Source organism: Enterococcus sp. DIV1375a, assembly GCF_051712205.1.
GTDB lineage: Bacteria > Bacillota > Bacilli > Lactobacillales > Enterococcaceae > Enterococcus > Enterococcus faecalis.
Genome location: NZ_JBIOOM010000001.1, coordinates 283,049 through 299,218, shown reverse-complemented (window position 1 = coordinate 299,218; position 16,170 = coordinate 283,049). Strand labels below are relative to the sequence as shown.

The window sequence follows — 16,170 nt, the reverse complement described above, 5'->3', positions numbered from 1 at the left end:
TTTTCTTCCTCTCTAGGCACTTTCTTTTAAGAGCGAAACCACTGTTTCATATTTTTGGGGATTAACCATACTTTTTACTGATAAGTGTGTCGCTTTCGGTGCTTTTTTACGGGCTTGTTCCGTTAGTTCAGCTTTTGTGACAATTAAAGCCTGTGTTTGTTGAGTTAATTCATTAATATTAATTTTTCGAATCGGCATTGAAATTTTCTCTTTATCTAAAATTTCTTCTAAGACTTTCATTCCCATCGTTGCTGACCCGACACGGTCATCGTGAACCAAAAGAATCTCATTGACATTTGCTAAATCTCCCTCAATTTCAGAAGCAGGTGTTGCTTTGAAGGCTGTTGGTTGTGCGTCGTTTTTTTCTTCGGTACCTGATAGTTCAGCCACAATTTCATCATAACGTGGTGAGTTCAAGAAATTTTCAACTGCTACAAAGGTTGCATTAGGTGCTTTCTGTTTAGCCCGTTCTTGCAATTCCGCTTGTGTGACAATCAATGTATTTCCCTCATCGGTCAAATTATTAATAGCCCGATTCGTCACAGTTTGTACTAAACCAGCCTCTTGGACCTTTTTCCGTAAGATAGACGCCCCCATTGCACTAGAGCCCATCCCAGCATCACAAGCAAAAATAATTTGTTGAATTCCTGACAATGAAGCACTACCATTTGCGACAGTTAATCCTTTTGATGCTGCTTTAGCCGCTTGGGTTTCTTTCACTTTTTGGGCAAATTCATCACTTTCTTCTTTCGCATCTGCTTTTAAAATGACTGCGGATACTGCAAAGGAAACAGCAGTTGCTGCCAAAACACCTAAAATAACTGGTAAGTAAGAACCCATTGGTGTCATCGCTAAAATAGCTATAATGGAGCCTGGTGAAGCGGGCGCACGTAAACCAGCATCTAACGTTTGGAAAACCAAACTACCTGTCGCACCACCTGCAATAACCGATAAGAATAATAACGGTTTCATCATTACATATGGGAAGTAAATTTCGTGGATACCACCAAGGAAATGAATAATTATTGCTCCCGGCGCAGAAGATTTTGCCGCACCTTTTCCAAAAAACATAAATGCTAATAAGACACCTAACCCAGGACCAGGGTTTGCTTCTAATAGGAAAAGAATTGATTTACCAGCCGATAAGACTTGTTCTGTCCCTAAGGGTGTTAAAATGCCATGATTAATCGCATTGTTTAAAAAGAGCACTTTTGCCGGTTCAATAAAAATACTCGTTAATGGAATCAAATGAGCATTTAAAATGATTTCCACACCACGTGCCATTGCAGCAGTCAGCGCATCGACAATTGGGCCAATCGCTGAAAAACCAAGTAAAGCTAACGCAAAACCAATTAATCCAGCTGAAAAATTGTTTACTAACATTTCAAAACCAGCTTTAATCCGATGTTGGAAATACTGATCAAATTTCTTAATTGTAAAGCCACCAAGTGGACCCATAATCATGGCACCTAGCATCATCGGAATATCGGTTCCCACAATCACACCCATTGTCGCAATTGCTCCAACTACGGCACCGCGATCACCTGCAATTACTTTCCCACCAGTGTAGCCAATTAATAATGGAATTAAATAGGTCAACATTGGACCAACCATCGTGGCAAAGGCTTTATTTGGCAGATATCCATCTGGGATAAATAGCGCTGTCAAAACGCCCCACGCAATCAACGCCCCGATATTGGGCATCACCATGCTAGATAAGGTACTGCCAAGTCTTTGGACTTTTGCTTTAATTGATACTTTATTTTTTTCTGGTACTTGTTCCATTTTTATTCCCCTTCTCTCAAGTAACTTTTCTTGTTGACTAAATTGTATCCGCTTTCCGAATCTGGAAAAAGTCGTACTTTGGCACAAACCATTGTGCCAAAAGTTGAAAGAAAAAAGCACGTGTTCTCTAGTTACGAAAACCAGAAAACACGTGCTTATTTCATTTATAATAATTTAAATAATAAATGAACAACTTTTTATGCTATACTCAAATTGGCGACTTGCCTCGAAAGGAGGTGCATCACATGTACGAGATTGTCACAAAAATTCTTGTGCCGATTTTTGTCGGGATTGTCCTGAAACTTGTAACCATTTGGTTGGAAAAACAGAACGAGGAATAAACAAGTTACTTTAAATTTATCATAGGGCCTATTTTTTGTCAAGGAATCTTCTTATCCTTTTTGTTTAATCTCTTAAATAAAAATATTTTAATTTTTATTATAAAATTATTTCAATAATTATTGAGCATTTCAGAATGAATTGATTTTTTACTACCAATTTTTTCCAGATGTAACTTTAGGCTTGAGCCAGAATTTTTTGCGCTTCATCGATTGTTTGACAATCACTGAGCCGCTGAATGTTTTCGAGATCTGAACAGAAAAAAGCTAATTCTTGAAGCATGCTTAGTTGCTGTTGACTTTTTATAGCAACGACAAATAACAAAGTAGCTATTTTTCGATCTGCTTCCGTACCAAAGTTGACCCCATCAGGCACTTGAATAAAGCAAATCCCTTCTTTTAAAACTTGTTCATCTTGTCCTTCCGCATGAGGCAATGCCACGAAGTTACCGATATACACACTGACTTTTTGTTGACGTTGATACATTGCTTTGACATAGTCAGGCGTGACCAACTGATTTTTTAGCAGTAATTCACCAGAAGCTGCAAGTGCTTCCTCCCAACTAGCATACGATTGATTCAACATTATTTGCTCCGCTGTAATTTCAAACATCTCTCAACACCTAGCCTTTCATTTCTTCAATTAATAATGACGAAAGCAACTGATAAACAATGGCTTCATTTCCTGAATGAAAAATTTCTGTATTTAAATCATTCATAATAATCGCACCACTGATTTTTCCTAAAATTTTCCCGATTGTTTCATCAACCGGCATCGGCGCTAGCATGAGTAACATACGTTGTAACTGCATCGGCTTTTTATCCATACCTTCAATCATAAGTGGCTGGGCCAAATTAAAAATACAAAAAACAGGCTGTGTCACTGCTGTACTTGAGGTATGGAATAAGGCCATTTCCGTCTGAGGAATCCCAATAGGCGCTTGCTCGTAACGTTTCATCAATTGCTGACAAACGATTGCACTATCGGTGATTAAATCTGCGGAAAGTTGCGCGAGGGCTTGTTGAACGGTTTCTGCCAAATCCGCTTGATTATTTAAATCTGCTATGAAAAATGTTTCTAATAGTTTACTAATTTCTTCCATGAAAGCGACCACTGTTTCGTAGCTTTCTTCGCCACCTGTTTTTTTCACAGGTGCTTTCCTAAGCGAGCGTTTTTCGTGACTAATCCGCTTAAACTCTTCTTTCAATTGGCGGATTTCATCGTCTAAAAGTAACGGTGAGATCAATTTATATTTGCCATTGTATCCTGGTAATAACGAAGTGGAAATCACTAAGTCATAGTTTTCCTCAACATTCACCTTACCTAAATCCGCAATCCGAAAAAAATGAATCTGGTTGATAAAAGGAAAGTAGCGCCGTAATCGCATTTCCAACATACTTGTCGAAGCCAAACCGCTAGGAGAAAAACCAGCAATATCAACTTCCATAATTTTGGGACTCCGTTCTAAAGAATTAGCAAAATGAAGTACCATGTAGGCAATTTCCTCTTCCGATAGATTCTTTTGCGGAAAAATTTGCGGCAACGCTTGGCGTAAAGCCGCAGCTATTTCTTGATATTGATTCATGATCCGTTCTAAAATGGGATTCGTTAAATCTTCTTCTTGTAAAACCGCCCGAGAAAAAACACCTGATAAATGCGTCAACAACATTTTATACAAATTGGTATCTTCGAAAAAATTAACTTCCGTTTCTTGACTTACTGCTTCAATCAGTTGTTTCACTGCATAAGCCAGCTGAGTGTCAAAATGTTCATCAAAAAAATCTTCATCAAAAGAATTAGAAAAATCACTTAATAAGCTAGCAAAAAAAACAATCTCACTGACAGCGTATAGTTGTTTCGTTTCAGCAGCGACTTTTGAAAAAAGTCGTTTAGAACAATTTAGAAAAGCCTTATTCATCTGCCCAGTATAGGTCTCATCAGCTAAATAAAAACCTGCAGTGACTCGATCCATCGCAATTGTTAACATTAAAATCAAATGTTGTAATTTGCGATCACTTAATGCTGGAAATAAAGTTTCTACTTCTGGCTGAACAATTTTTTGTGCAAATGCTAAATGTTCTGCATGAATAAACTGAAAGAAAAAATGGTCGCTTGTTGTTAATTCGGTAAAATGAAAAAATTGGTACTCATTAATTTCCATACTTAGAATATTCGCCATTAGAAGACGGCGATATTTTTCAGAACCAGTCACTTCATAGCCTTGATTCCGAGAAATCGTCAACGGAATCCGAGCAATCCGTATTTCTAATTGTTTAATATCGGCATAAAAAGTCGTATTACTAATACAATACGTTTCCAGAAAATAATGCATAGAGACTGGCTCTTTTGTTTGAAGTAATGTCAATAAAATCGCATGTTGCCGCGCCAAAGTAGAAAGTTCCTGTGTCTCTTCTCCTAAAATAGCAGCCTGAATTTCCGTCATCGCTGCTTCATCTGCTTGAATCGAAAAGCGCCCACGAGCTACTTTTTCCAACGTCGCGCCCATCGATGCTAGCGAGGTTTCTAAATTTTCTAATTCACGATATACCGTCCGGCGGCTAACCTTTAACAAATTCATCATGCGGTTTACTGAAACGGGGGTAGGACTATTCACTAATTCCGTTAATAGAACAGTTTCTCTTGTCGTTAAAAACATCTATCAGCTCCTCCTTCCAGCCATTCTTGATACTCTTTCTTATTCAAAAAACTAGTAACTACGTATAAATTTTGTTGCGTTAGATCTAAATGATAGGCTTGCGCCAGTTCACGAGTCACTACGTAGGTTGTCTCCTTGGTAAAAAAGACTGTTTCCAGTGGCTCTTTAGATACTTCAATCGCGACTCCTTGTTTCGCCGCTTGTTGCCGCAATAATTCCATTCCCATTGTTTGCGATCCTCGAACATTCTCGGCATATAAAAAAACAAGCTTCTGTATTTGTTTTGTCGGGTTCGTTTCAGTAGACTCTGAACCAAGTGAAGATTGCTCTTGAGAAGAAGCAGTCAGTTTGGCTAAAACTTGCGGGTAATAGGATTTAATTTCTAAAAAATTTTGAACACTCACCATATCCTTTTCTGGGACGTACTTTTGTGCTAACTGTTTCAATTCTGCTTGAATGACCACTAATGTCTTAGGCTGCCACTTCATCTGATGAACGGACCGGTAAGTCACAGGTATCTCCAAGTTCACCGCTTTTAATTGTCGGGTTAGCAAACTAGCCCCCATGGCACTTGATCCCATTCCTGCATCACAAACAAATAAAATTTGCTGATAGTTAGGTGTGACTGTTTCCACTTGGTCTTCCTCCTTCTCCTTCATCTTTATCATTGAAACTGGTTCAGTTCCTCGTTGACGTTTTAATAACAAGCTTGCTATTGCAAAAGAGCACAGAAAGCTAACAAAAATTCCACTAAAAACCGCCAGCCTTGCCTCAGTCGGGGCATTGGCTAAAATCGCAACCAATGAACCTGGCGAAGCAGGAGCGCTTAACCCCACATTAAATATTTGAAAAACAAGCGTACCACTCATTCCTCCAGCAATTACTGCTAAAAATAAGCGCGGATCCATCAAAACAAACGGAAAATAAATTTCATGAATACCCCCAATCAATTGAATCATGGTGGCGCCTCCTGCTGTTTTTCGTTGTCCTACAGGACCAAACAGCAGAAAAGCAACCAAAACGCCCACGCCTGGTCCAGGGTTTGTTTCCAATAAAAATAAAATGGACTGACCTGTTTGACTAGCACCTTCTAAACCTAGAGGCGTTAATAAGCCATGATTAATCGCATTATTAAAAAATAACACTTTTAAGGGTTCTAAGAAAACGTGAACCAATGGTAAAAGATTGGCTTCAATTAACCAAGAAGAAAATTGATACAGCCAAAAACTAGCGCTTTCAACAGTAGGAGCTACAACCAGAATACCAAAACAGCAAAGCAGTCCTCCCACAATTCCTGCTAAAAAGTTTTTAGTCAGCATCTCATAGCCTTCTTTAACTTTCGGTAAGAGAATTTGTTCAATTTTGGCGAAAGTATATCCTGCTAAAGGGCCAATAAACATAGCACCAAACAACTGTGGAACATCTGTGGAAACAATCACGCCCACTGTCGCAATAGCAGCAACGACGCCGCCACGTTGTTCCTCGAACATTTTTCCGCCTGTAAAACCAATTAAAATCGGTAAAACAACTCGAATCATTATCGTTTCGACTTCAGAAAGAGCTAGCCGTAGATTCCCGGTCGTATAGCCAGCCACCAAAGACAATAAGCTCCACGCAATAAAAATACTCAAATTTGGCATAATCATCCCACTCAAACGATGACCAAAACGACGTAAATAGGGAGTTACTTTCACAAACTTATGTTTAAAAAAGAGCGAATGCATTTCTTTTTCCTTCATATTCCTTGTCCCTCGCTCTCTATGTAGATAATTAGAATACTTCTATTATATGAAATTTCACAAAAAAATAGTATAGATTTTTGTAAAATAATTCTTTTATGCACCTCACAAGAGAATCCGTTTACATTAATAGAAAAAACTTTTATACTAAAAGAAAGAAACTCTTCGGATTGGAGGCCAATTATGGCAATCAAAGCAATTGTAATGGATATTGATGGCACCTTGTTAACTTCAGAAAAAAAGATTTCACCAAAAACGCGACAAGCACTAGTAGCTGCACAAAAACAAGGCCTCTCACTGATTTTGGCTTCTGGCCGCCCGACTAACGGTATGCGGCCCTTAGCAGATGAATTGGAGATGGCTCATTATAATGGACACTTACTTTCCTATAACGGCGCTTGTGTCACCCATCATGGCAGTCAGCAACAACTATTTAATCAGACAATTTCAAAGTCATTGAGTCAACAAATTTTAGAGCATTTGAAACAATTTGACGTAATTCCAATGATTAATGATGAAACATTTATGTATGTCAATGATGTTTTTCATAACACCTTACATTTAGAGACTGGTGATTTTAATATTATTGAATATGAATCACGGGGCGGCAACTTTCAATTATGTGAGTGGCATGATTTAGCCGCCAGACTAAACTTTCCCTTGAACAAAATTTTAATTGCTGGTGAACCCACCTATTTACAAAAATATCATGAGGCCATCTACGCGCCTTTCAAAGAAACCGTCACCGCTGCTTTTTCCGCTCCTTTCTATTTTGAATTTACCGCTAAAAATATTGATAAAGCGCGTTCTTTAGAAAAACTAACCCTACAGTTAGGCATAACTGCTGAAGAAGTAATTGCTTTTGGTGATGGTCTCAACGATTATACAATGTTGGAATGGGCCGGCACGGGGATTGCTATGGAAAACGCCGTTGACGAGCTTAAAAGCATCGCAACGGAAGTCACTTTATCCAACGACAATGACGGCATCGCTGTTGCATTAGCCAACTTTCTTTAAGATCGTTGGTTGATGCAAGCGTACGCCGTCATTTTTTATTGCCTATTCAAATGTCGTGATTTTTTCTGGTGCTAAACGAACAGATTCATAGCCAGTTTCCATCCCCTTACCCACAGATAAAATCATTACTGGGACATAGCGCTCTTGATCTAAACCAAATGTTTCGGCTAATTTTTCCGCTTCAAAACCACCGATTGGATTTGTTTCATATCCGTGAGCTCGTGCCACTAACATAAATTGCATAGCTGCTAAACTCGCATCAATTTTTACGATGTCATTCATTTGTTCTCTGCTTAAACTTTCATAATGGGGAATAATTGCTGCTAATTGTTGGTCCCGCACTTCCTTAGGCATTTTACCACTAGCATAAGCTTGATTGTAAATTTCCTCTCCTCGCTCATGGCAGTTTAGATCACCAAAAATTAAGAGCATTGCAGAAGATGTTTCATTTTGACGCGTATTAAAACGAATTAAGGGTTTTAATTTTTCTTTGCCTGCTTCACTTTCCACTACGACAAAACGCCATGGCTGCATGTTAACAGAAGAAGGGGCAGTGGTCGCTTCTTGAATCATTGTTAACATTTCTTCATGAGAAATTTTATGGGTTTCATCGTACACCCGAACCGATTTGCGGCCAAAAACAATCTCTGAAAAATCATTCGTTGTATATGTTGTCATTCTATCATACCTCTTTCGTTGTAATGCTTTGATCTAGTTTTGTCAAAAGTTCTTTTAATTGGCGACAGTCGTCCTTTGTAAATGTACTGGGAATAATTTCTGTTACCGTTTGTTGCTTGGCTGTACATTGCTGCAGTTCTTGTTGTGCTTTTTCTGTTAAATGCACTAGCACTTCCCGATTATTTTCTGGATTTCGCTGTCGTGTCACATACTGTTTCTCTTCTAAAATTTTCAAATGGCGAGTGACCGCACCACTATCGATTTTTAAGTGTTCTTGAATCTCTGTTTGAAGACACGGCTGACGTTCTTTTAAAATCATCAGCAACTCATAACGAGTCAAACTCAAGCCAACTTGCTCTTCAAAAACTTTGGTAATTTTTTGATCTAATACCTTTAACTGACATAATAATTGGCTGACTTCCCGTAATGATAACGACATAGTTTCCTCCTTAAAAAGATGACTCGTCAACAATTGACTAGTCAACTATAACTGTTTCTTTCTAAAAATGCAACCTTTTTTACAAGAAAAATAGAACAATTGACAGAGAGAAACTACAGTATTCCCCATCAACTGTTCTATTTTAATCAATCTATTTTTCGGTAACAGGTTCTGCTGATAACCGCTTAATCCCTAAACCAGTAAATGCACTGACCATTGAGAAGACAGGCGATAATAAGCTAAAGAAAACAAATGGTAAGTAAGTCAACGTTGGTACGCCAAAGGTCCCCGCTACGAAGCTACCTGCAATCCCCCAAGGAATGAGGTAGTTAATAACCGTCCCACCATCCTCCAAGGTTCTGCCTAAAACAGTCGGATCCAAGCCTTCTTTTTTGTAAACTTCTTTAAAGGCATTTCCTGGTAAAATAACCGATAGGAATTGTTCACCAATAAAAATATTTACGCCAATTCCTGTTAATAACGTTGATAAAATCAATTTCGGTGTACTGCTCATTTTCTGCGAAACAACTTCCATGACCGCAGAAATCAATCCTAATTCCATTAATAAGCCACCTAGAGACAACGTTAGAATAATAAGTGCCACAGTCGGCATCATACTCATAATTCCGCCACGACTTAGTAATTGATCAATTTGTGCGTTCCCCGTTTGAGAAACAAACCCATTTTCCAACGTGTTTCCTAATGCCTGCAACGATACTTTCGGATTTTGAATAATAATCATAATTACTGCCACAATAATGTTTAACAAAATCGTGATAATCGCTGGAATTTTGCGCCAGGCACAGATTAACATTAAGGCTAATGGTAACAATGACCAAATGGAAATGGTAAAGTGGTCTTCCAATACTTGAATAACTTGAACTACTTCTGTCAGACTTGTATTCGCGTACGTTTGCCCTAAAATCATAAACAAGATTAAAGAGACGATAAATGCTGGTACAGTCGACCACATCAAGTTTTTTATATGTTTAAACAAATCCGCTTCAACAATCGCTGCGGCTAAGTTTGTTGATTCTGATAAAGGCGACATTTTATCACCAAAGACTGAGCCAGAAACAATCGCACCCACAACTAAAGCAGGGTTTAATCCTAAGGTACTGCCAATACCGAAAAAGGCAATTCCAATTGTTGACATCACTGTAAAAGCACTACCTACTGCACTGCCGACAATCGCACAGACAATAAAAACTGACGGCACAAACCATTTAACACTAATCATTTTAAAACCAAAAACCATAATCGTTGGAATAATTCCTGCTTGAATCCAAACGGCAATCAATGCACCCACTAAAATAAAAATAAAAATTGGAATAATTCCTGGCTTCAAGCCATCAACAATCCCTTTATGCATTTGATCAAATGGTACTTTACGAAACATTGCGTAGCCTAAAATCAATGCAATCACAAACAAAATAGTAATATTTGGCGATATCTTTAAGCCAATTACTCCTGTCGCAATAGCTGCCACAATAATTAATAACACGATACTTGCTTCTCGAACACTCACGGTCTTCTTTTTCTGTTTTTCTTTCATTTCGTTACTCTCCTCTAATCTTTTTTCTGAATACTCTGACATTAAAGGATCTTATGATAACGAATAACCCCTCCACAACTCATTGAAAACGCCTCCTAAAGCTACATAAAAAGAGAGATTCATCCTTAAAGAATAAGGACGAATCTCTCCGCGGTACCACCTTAATTAGAAGCTTACTTGCTTCTCGCTTATATATTATGTAATTGTTACTACTTATTAGTGTAATTCACAAATAGACTTGATCGATTCGCAGCAACCATCGACTTTCTGAACAAAACATCTATTTCCTACTGGGCTAATAATTTATGAATCTCAATATACCAAGAAGAAACCGACTTGTCAACGAAAATAGTATAAAAAATTTTTTCACACGCCAACAAAAATTACTTTTTCTTTTTGTAAAAATAGAAAAGCGCCTCCGTTCTCACGAAAGCGCCTGTTAATTAGTGGGTTGTGCCACCTTGTAGTTGAATATCTTCTTGCGTTTTTACCGCTGCTTCAATCATATAGAACAAAGAATCTGTGATTGCTTCTAATGACATAGAAGCAAACGTTGGTTTATCAATTGTTTGTTCTGGTAGGAACGGAACATGAATAAATCCGCCACGAATAGTTGGATATTTAGTGTTAATTAAGTGTAGTAAGTGATACATAATATCATTACATACAAAGGTTCCTGCTGTATAAGAAATCGCTGCAGGTAATTGATGGTCATGACAATTTTTTACCATCGCTTTAATCGGTAAATTTGTAAAATAGGCTGTTGCTCCATCTTCAACCAACGGCACATCGCTTGGTTGTTGACCTGCATTATCCGGGATACGCGCTTCCGCTAAATTAATCGCTACTTTTTCAACAGTGACTGTTTGACGGCCGCCTGCTTGTCCAACACAAATCACCATATCTGGTTGATGGGTTTCAATTGCTTCAGCCACTTTTTCACCACTAGTGCCAAAAACAGTTGGCACCTCCACTTTAATAATTTCAGCTCCTGCAATTTCAGCAGGTAATTTTTTGACTGCTTCAAAGGCAGGATTGATTGCTTCTCCTCCAAATGGATCAAAGCCAGTAACGACAACTTTCATTTCGATCATCCTTTCTTATTTGAATAGAATCATATAAACAATTTGGAAAATTAACATGAAAAGTGCAATCGGCAATTGATTTTTAATGACGCCGTACTTATCTTTCATTTCCAACATGGCTACAGGTACGATATTAAAGTTCGCAGCCATCGGTGTTAACAGTGTACCACAAAAACCACATGTTAAGGCAACCATCCCAACTAATGCGGGATCTGCACCTAAAGAAAAGACAAACGGCACACCAATTCCGACTGTCATCACGGTTATTGCTGCAAAGGCATTGCCCATGATAGCCGTAAAAATAACCATTCCCACAGCATAAATAATAATCCCTACATTGACATTTCCTGCTGGTACTACGGCACTAACTCCTTTTGAAATAATCTCACCAACACCAGCGCTAGTAAAAACAGCACCTAAACAAGCTAATAGCATTGGCAACGTACTAAGCGGACCGACTGTCTCTAACATTTCCGCCGCATCATCAAAAAATACTTTCAGCGTATTATTTTTAGAAAAGAACATCATGATGAAAATCGCTACAAAGACACCAACACCGACACCGACTAAAGCCCCTAAAGTAGTCAATGTGGCAAAAAGAATTGCAAAAACCCCGATACTTAGTGCGGGAATAAAAATCTTCATTCCTAATTTTTGAGACATTTTTTCCATGTATTCTTTCGAAGGTAAGCGACTTTCTCCTTTTGTCACTTTTTGAAGAATTGCCGGAATTGTCATCACAAAAATAAGTACGCCACAGGCAACTGGTGGAATAAACCGACCAAAACCGATTAAGATCCCTAAAATCCCCCAGAATAAACTAGTCCCATACGCATGTTGATTGGTTTTATCACGAAAACTACGAAAACTTGTATATAACAAGATAATACCCATAAAAATATAAAGGACTTCCAATAACTTTGCACTCAAATCAATACTTGGATCTGTGAAAAAACTCATTTCAGTCCCTCCTGTCCATAATATTTTTTACGTAATCTTTTTTCTTTTAAAGTAAAGTAAATACTTGCCGAAATTAAGGCAACTAAGGCGACTGGTACTTCCACTAAAGCCAATTTACCTAATGTCACTTCATAGCCTAAATCTTTCAATGTTGATTGAACAAGCAATGCCCCAGCCCCACCAACAAACAGAACTTGACCAAAGAACCAACAGATATTTTCCATGGCTGAAGCCATCCCTTTTAGTTCTTCTTCATACTCTGGCACCATTGGTAAATTTTTTGATTCAATTGTTCCTAACGCCATTGGCAAAATAATCGGACGCACAAAACCTGCTACCCCACCGAAACTTACGTTAAAAGCGGCGAAGATAATCCGAAAGACACCATAAATGTCAATAATCACACCAGCAGATACCTTTTTGAATCGTTTAATCAACGTAGCCGCTGACTCTTTCAAGCCATTTCTCTCTAACGTTCCTGTTGCTAACATAATAATAATAAAGATAGCCATGCCTCGATTATTCACAAAGGTTGTTCCTAGTGTTTCTAGCATTGATGTCAAACCAAGCCCGCCAGTAAAAGCCGTCACTATTAAAGCAACCATCACAATCAAGATAGCATCAAATTTCAATGCGAAGCCGACAATGACGATCAATACGCCTAATAAAGGTAATAAATCCATCAAATCTCTCCTTCTTAAAATAAAATTTCACTTTCCATTATATGCCAATTTTCGCTCATTTGTAAGACTTTTTTAATTTTTAATGTTATTTTTTCTAAAGACACAGTTTCCAACACTTTTTAGAGCTACCACTCGCACTTTTTTCTTTTTTCCGCTAGAATAAAAGAAACAATAACATTGAGGAGGATTTTTATGTTCCAAACTTTTAGAGAAAATTTTCGGCGCCATACCCTATTGCGCGACGCCGTCTTTATCGTTATCGGAAGTGCCATTGTCTTTAATCCCGGTGCTTTCTTCCAGTTCGTCGGTTATTTAATTGCTGGTTATTTGATGCTTTTAGGGTTAATTAATATTTATGATGACTACAAAATAAAAAAACAAACGGGTAGCTGGGGACTTGGTTTCGTAACAGGTTTAATCTTTGTCGTCTTAGCAGTAGCCTTTTTATTTTTTGCACCAGTGATCGTTTCGATTCTGCCGTTTTTATTAGGGATTAGCATTGTTATAAACGGCCTCGTTCAATTGACTTTTGCTTTAAATACTCGTCAAACAGGCGCGCTTATCTACAGTATTCTGGTTTTAATCGCTGGAGCTGTTTTAGTTTTCAACCCCTTCAAAAGTCTCTTAGTTTTGATGCAAGTCTTTGGATTTATCCTGATTTTCATGGGTGTCATTGAAATTATTGGTCATTTTAGAAATAAAGCTTAACGAAAGGAGCAACTTATGGATAAAGAAAGTACCAAGTGGATCCGCTTTTTAGGTGGGAAAAATTTACTTTACACATTAACTATCCTTTGTCTAATTGCTGTAACTATCTTTTTATTCAACACTGTTTCATTTATCTTTAAACCAATTTTTGTTATTTTTAGTGCCGTCTTAGGCCCGGTACTTTTTGGTATTATTCTATTTTATTTGCTTAATCCAATGGTGAAACGCCTTGAGAAAAAAATTCCCCGTGTTTGGGCGATTGCGATTCTCTATGTCTTAATTATTGCATTACTAGTGTTAGCTGGACTGCAACTTTTCCCAATTATCCAAGACCAAACGGAAGAATTAATCAAACAATTCCCAAGTTTTTGGAAAAGCACGCTCCAAACAGTACAAGAATTTATGGCTAAAACACCTTTTGCAAAAGATTTAGAATCCGCTAATGAGTCGATTAATCAGCTCTGGGGCAAACTTGCAAACTCCTTTAAAGACTTTGCAGGGGGTTACCTACAAACAGGCGCACAAGGTCTGGGAAGCGTCTTTTCTGCAGTCTCTTCTACTTTCCTAACCTTGTTTACAGGACCTATCATCGCCTTTTTCCTTTTAAAAGACAAAGAAAAGTTTTATCGCTTTGTAAAAGGCATCATTCCCCCAGCTTTTCGTCCTGATTTTGATGAATATAGCCAAATTGCCAACATTCAAATTGGCGATTATCTAAAAGGTCAAGTCATTGCTTCCTTGGTTTTAGGGATTATGTATTGGCCAGCTTTTCTATTAATTGGTTTACAATTTGGTAGCATTTTAGCTTTAGCTGCGGGTATTTTATGTATTATTCCTTATATCGGGCCATTTATTGCCTTTATTCCTGGATTGATTATTGCCTTTCAGGATTCCACATTTATGGTAGTAAAATTCGTTATCGTCTGGTTTGCCATCCAATTGATTCATGGAGATTTTGTTATTCCTCGTGTGATGGGCGATAAATTAAAAGTCCATCCGATTACTATTTTACTTGTCTTGTTAGTTATGGGTGAACTGTTTGGTTTAATGGGCGTTATTTTTGGGATTCCAATGTATTGCCTAGTTAAAGTGACAGTCATTTATTTATTCCGAAAATTCAAACAACGCTATAACCGCTTTTATGGTGACAACGGCGAGTATGAACACACGAATTTTACTAAAGATCAATATTTAAAATAATACAATGAAAAAACTGGGACATAAGCCGTTTAGACTTATGTCCCAGTTTTTTACCATACTTCTCTAGCAATTTCTTGAAGTAATTGAACTTTGCGCCATTGTTCTTCCTCCGTCAAACGATTTCCTTCTTCCGTCGAAGCAAAACCACATTGCGGACTAATACTTAAGTTTTCTAAAGGAACAAACTGTTGGGCTTCTTGAATTCGCGCTTTCACTTGTTCAGTGTCCTCTAATTCAGGAAACTTAGAAGTAACTAAACCTAAAACGACTTTGCTGCCATTATTTTGCCAATGTCTTAATGGTGAAAAGTCCCCTGCACGATCTGAGTCATATTCCAAGAAGAAACCATCATAATTCGTAGCAAATAATTCTTTTGCTATCGGTTCATAACCACCTGAAAATAACCAAGACGAAGCATGGTTCCCACGGCAAATGTGTGTGGTTACAGTTAAATCTTCTGGCTTGCCAGCTAAGGCTTCATTAATAATCGTGGTACACACTTGTGCAATTTCTTCTGGCTGTATTCCTTTCGCTCGTAATTCTTCTTGTTTTGTCTGATCCGCTAGAAACGCCCAATTTGTATCATCAAATTGCAAATAGCGGCAACCTTTCTCGTAAAAGGCCGCAATTGCATCTTTATATGTTTGTGCTAAATCCTTATAAAAAGCACCAATCTCTGGATAAATTGTTTGAATGCGCGAGGTGCCGTCGTTGGATAAAATTTCTTGACGTAAAATCATGGTTGGACTAGGGATCGTTGCTTTGGCTACCGTGCCATCACCAACTTCCACCACCTCTTTTAAAAATGAAAAGTCCTCTAAAAATGGATGTTGCGCAGGAAAAGATATTTGATCCACTACGCGGATATTATAGGCCGGAGCTACTTTTCCATGAAAGGTTTGGTTATACCCCGTTTCTGGAATATAGCCTGTCACGCCATTTAATCCTTTTAAGAAATCAATATGCCAAAAACCGCGACGAAATTCACCATCTGTGATTCCCCGTAAGCCGCCAGCTTTTTGTTTTGCTACTAATGCTTTGATTTCTTCATCTTCAATAAGACGTAGCTCTGCTTGAGATAAAGCACCTGCTTGGACCTTTTTCCGTGCTTTCTTAATTGTTTCTGGACGTAAAAAACTTCCCACATGATCAACTGTAAAAGGAATCTGACTACTCATTTGCCTCACTCTTTCCTATTTTTATTTATAAAAAAACGCCCTTTTACTAGCCGTAACTAGTAAAAGGGCGATTATTATCGCGGTACCACCTTTTTTCGGAAAGATGACTCTTTCCCTTCAACTGACAATCATAATCAGCGGTCTTGTT

At 38.0% G+C, this 16,170-nt stretch carries 15 protein-coding genes and 2 other annotated features (1 of these 17 running past the window's edge); of the genes, 4 read left to right on the top strand and 11 right to left on the bottom strand.

All coding sequences use genetic code 11. The annotated features are described in order from the left end of the window. Positions 1–12: 12 nt before the first annotated feature. Positions 13–1,785, bottom strand: coding sequence for a PTS mannitol-specific transporter subunit IIBC (locus tag IGJ63_RS01520; protein WP_101731665.1), 1,773 nt, complete (start codon positions 1,783–1,785; stop codon positions 13–15). 245 nt (positions 1,786–2,030) lie between these two features. Between IGJ63_RS01520 and IGJ63_RS01515 the strand changes: the two genes are divergently transcribed. Beyond that, a complete protein-coding gene (locus tag IGJ63_RS01515) occupies positions 2,031–2,126 on the top strand; it encodes a type I toxin-antitoxin system Fst family toxin (protein WP_015543884.1) in 96 nt (31 codons plus the stop codon). Positions 2,127–2,301: 175 nt separating this feature from the next. On the opposite strand, the gene IGJ63_RS01510 is transcribed toward IGJ63_RS01515, so the two are convergent. Genes IGJ63_RS01510 through IGJ63_RS01500 form a run of 3 tightly spaced genes read right to left on the bottom strand, consistent with a single transcriptional unit; the run spans position 2,302 to position 6,519 of the window. After that, complete coding sequence (locus tag IGJ63_RS01510; protein WP_101731664.1) at positions 2,302–2,736, bottom strand: PTS sugar transporter subunit IIA; 435 nt, start codon at positions 2,734–2,736, stop codon at positions 2,302–2,304. Positions 2,737–2,746: 10 nt separating this feature from the next. Beyond that, a complete protein-coding gene (locus IGJ63_RS01505) occupies positions 2,747–4,780 on the bottom strand; it encodes a BglG family transcription antiterminator (protein WP_438745832.1) in 2,034 nt (677 codons plus the stop codon). Then, entirely contained in the window at positions 4,771–6,519 is a 1,749-nt protein-coding gene (locus IGJ63_RS01500; RefSeq protein WP_180758859.1) for a PTS transporter subunit EIIC, read from the bottom strand. The genes IGJ63_RS01505 and IGJ63_RS01500 overlap by 10 nt, the downstream gene beginning before the upstream one ends. A 183-nt stretch (positions 6,520–6,702) precedes the next feature. Here IGJ63_RS01500 and IGJ63_RS01495 point away from each other — a divergent pair, with 183 nt between their 5' ends. Continuing rightward, entirely contained in the window at positions 6,703–7,536 is an 834-nt protein-coding gene (locus IGJ63_RS01495; protein ID WP_101731663.1) for a Cof-type HAD-IIB family hydrolase, read from the top strand. Positions 7,537–7,578: 42 nt separating this feature from the next. Here IGJ63_RS01495 and IGJ63_RS01490 read toward each other — a convergent pair whose 3' ends face one another. The 6 genes from IGJ63_RS01490 to IGJ63_RS01465 all read right to left on the bottom strand — a co-directional run bounded on the left by IGJ63_RS01490 (position 7,579) and on the right by IGJ63_RS01465 (position 12,936). Beyond that, positions 7,579–8,214 (bottom strand): nitroreductase family protein, encoded by a 636-nt coding sequence (locus tag IGJ63_RS01490; protein ID WP_002358386.1) that lies wholly within the window; start codon positions 8,212–8,214, stop codon positions 7,579–7,581. 4 nt (positions 8,215–8,218) lie between these two features. Further along, complete coding sequence (locus tag IGJ63_RS01485; protein ID WP_002362972.1) at positions 8,219–8,653, bottom strand: MarR family winged helix-turn-helix transcriptional regulator; 435 nt, start codon at positions 8,651–8,653, stop codon at positions 8,219–8,221. 151 nt (positions 8,654–8,804) lie between these two features. Further along, positions 8,805–10,250 carry a Na+/H+ antiporter NhaC gene (gene nhaC / locus IGJ63_RS01480; RefSeq protein WP_002383673.1) on the bottom strand — a complete coding sequence of 482 codons (1,446 nt, stop codon included), beginning with the start codon at positions 10,248–10,250 and terminating at the stop codon, positions 8,805–8,807. Between the two features lie 89 nt (positions 10,251–10,339). After that, positions 10,340–10,515 (bottom strand) — a binding site (T-box leader). 136 nt (positions 10,516–10,651) lie between these two features. Beyond that, entirely contained in the window at positions 10,652–11,293 is a 642-nt protein-coding gene (pcp, locus tag IGJ63_RS01475) for a pyroglutamyl-peptidase I (protein WP_002355269.1), read from the bottom strand. Between the two features lie 15 nt (positions 11,294–11,308). Next, on the bottom strand, positions 11,309–12,253 hold the full coding sequence (locus IGJ63_RS01470) for a DUF979 domain-containing protein (protein WP_438745831.1): 945 nt from the start codon (positions 12,251–12,253) through the stop codon (positions 11,309–11,311). Then, positions 12,250–12,936 (bottom strand): DUF969 domain-containing protein, encoded by a 687-nt coding sequence (locus IGJ63_RS01465; RefSeq protein ID WP_002355265.1) that lies wholly within the window; start codon positions 12,934–12,936, stop codon positions 12,250–12,252. Before IGJ63_RS01465 ends, IGJ63_RS01470 begins: the two co-directional genes overlap by 4 nt. A gap of 192 nt (positions 12,937–13,128) precedes the next feature. On the opposite strand from IGJ63_RS01465, the gene IGJ63_RS01460 reads away from it, so the two are divergent. Then, positions 13,129–13,644 carry an HdeD family acid-resistance protein gene (locus tag IGJ63_RS01460; RefSeq protein WP_002381189.1) on the top strand — a complete coding sequence of 172 codons (516 nt, stop codon included), beginning with the start codon at positions 13,129–13,131 and terminating at the stop codon, positions 13,642–13,644. Between the two features lie 15 nt (positions 13,645–13,659). Further along, positions 13,660–14,844, top strand: a complete 1,185-nt coding sequence (locus IGJ63_RS01455; protein ID WP_438745829.1) for an AI-2E family transporter — start codon at positions 13,660–13,662, stop codon at positions 14,842–14,844. Positions 14,845–14,894: 50 nt separating this feature from the next. On the opposite strand, the gene IGJ63_RS01450 is transcribed toward IGJ63_RS01455, so the two are convergent. Then, positions 14,895–16,022 carry a 5-methyltetrahydropteroyltriglutamate--homocysteine S-methyltransferase gene (locus IGJ63_RS01450; RefSeq protein WP_438745827.1) on the bottom strand — a complete coding sequence of 376 codons (1,128 nt, stop codon included), beginning with the start codon at positions 16,020–16,022 and terminating at the stop codon, positions 14,895–14,897. Positions 16,023–16,082: 60 nt separating this feature from the next. Continuing rightward, positions 16,083–16,170 (bottom strand) — a binding site (T-box leader) (it continues 142 nt past the right edge of the window).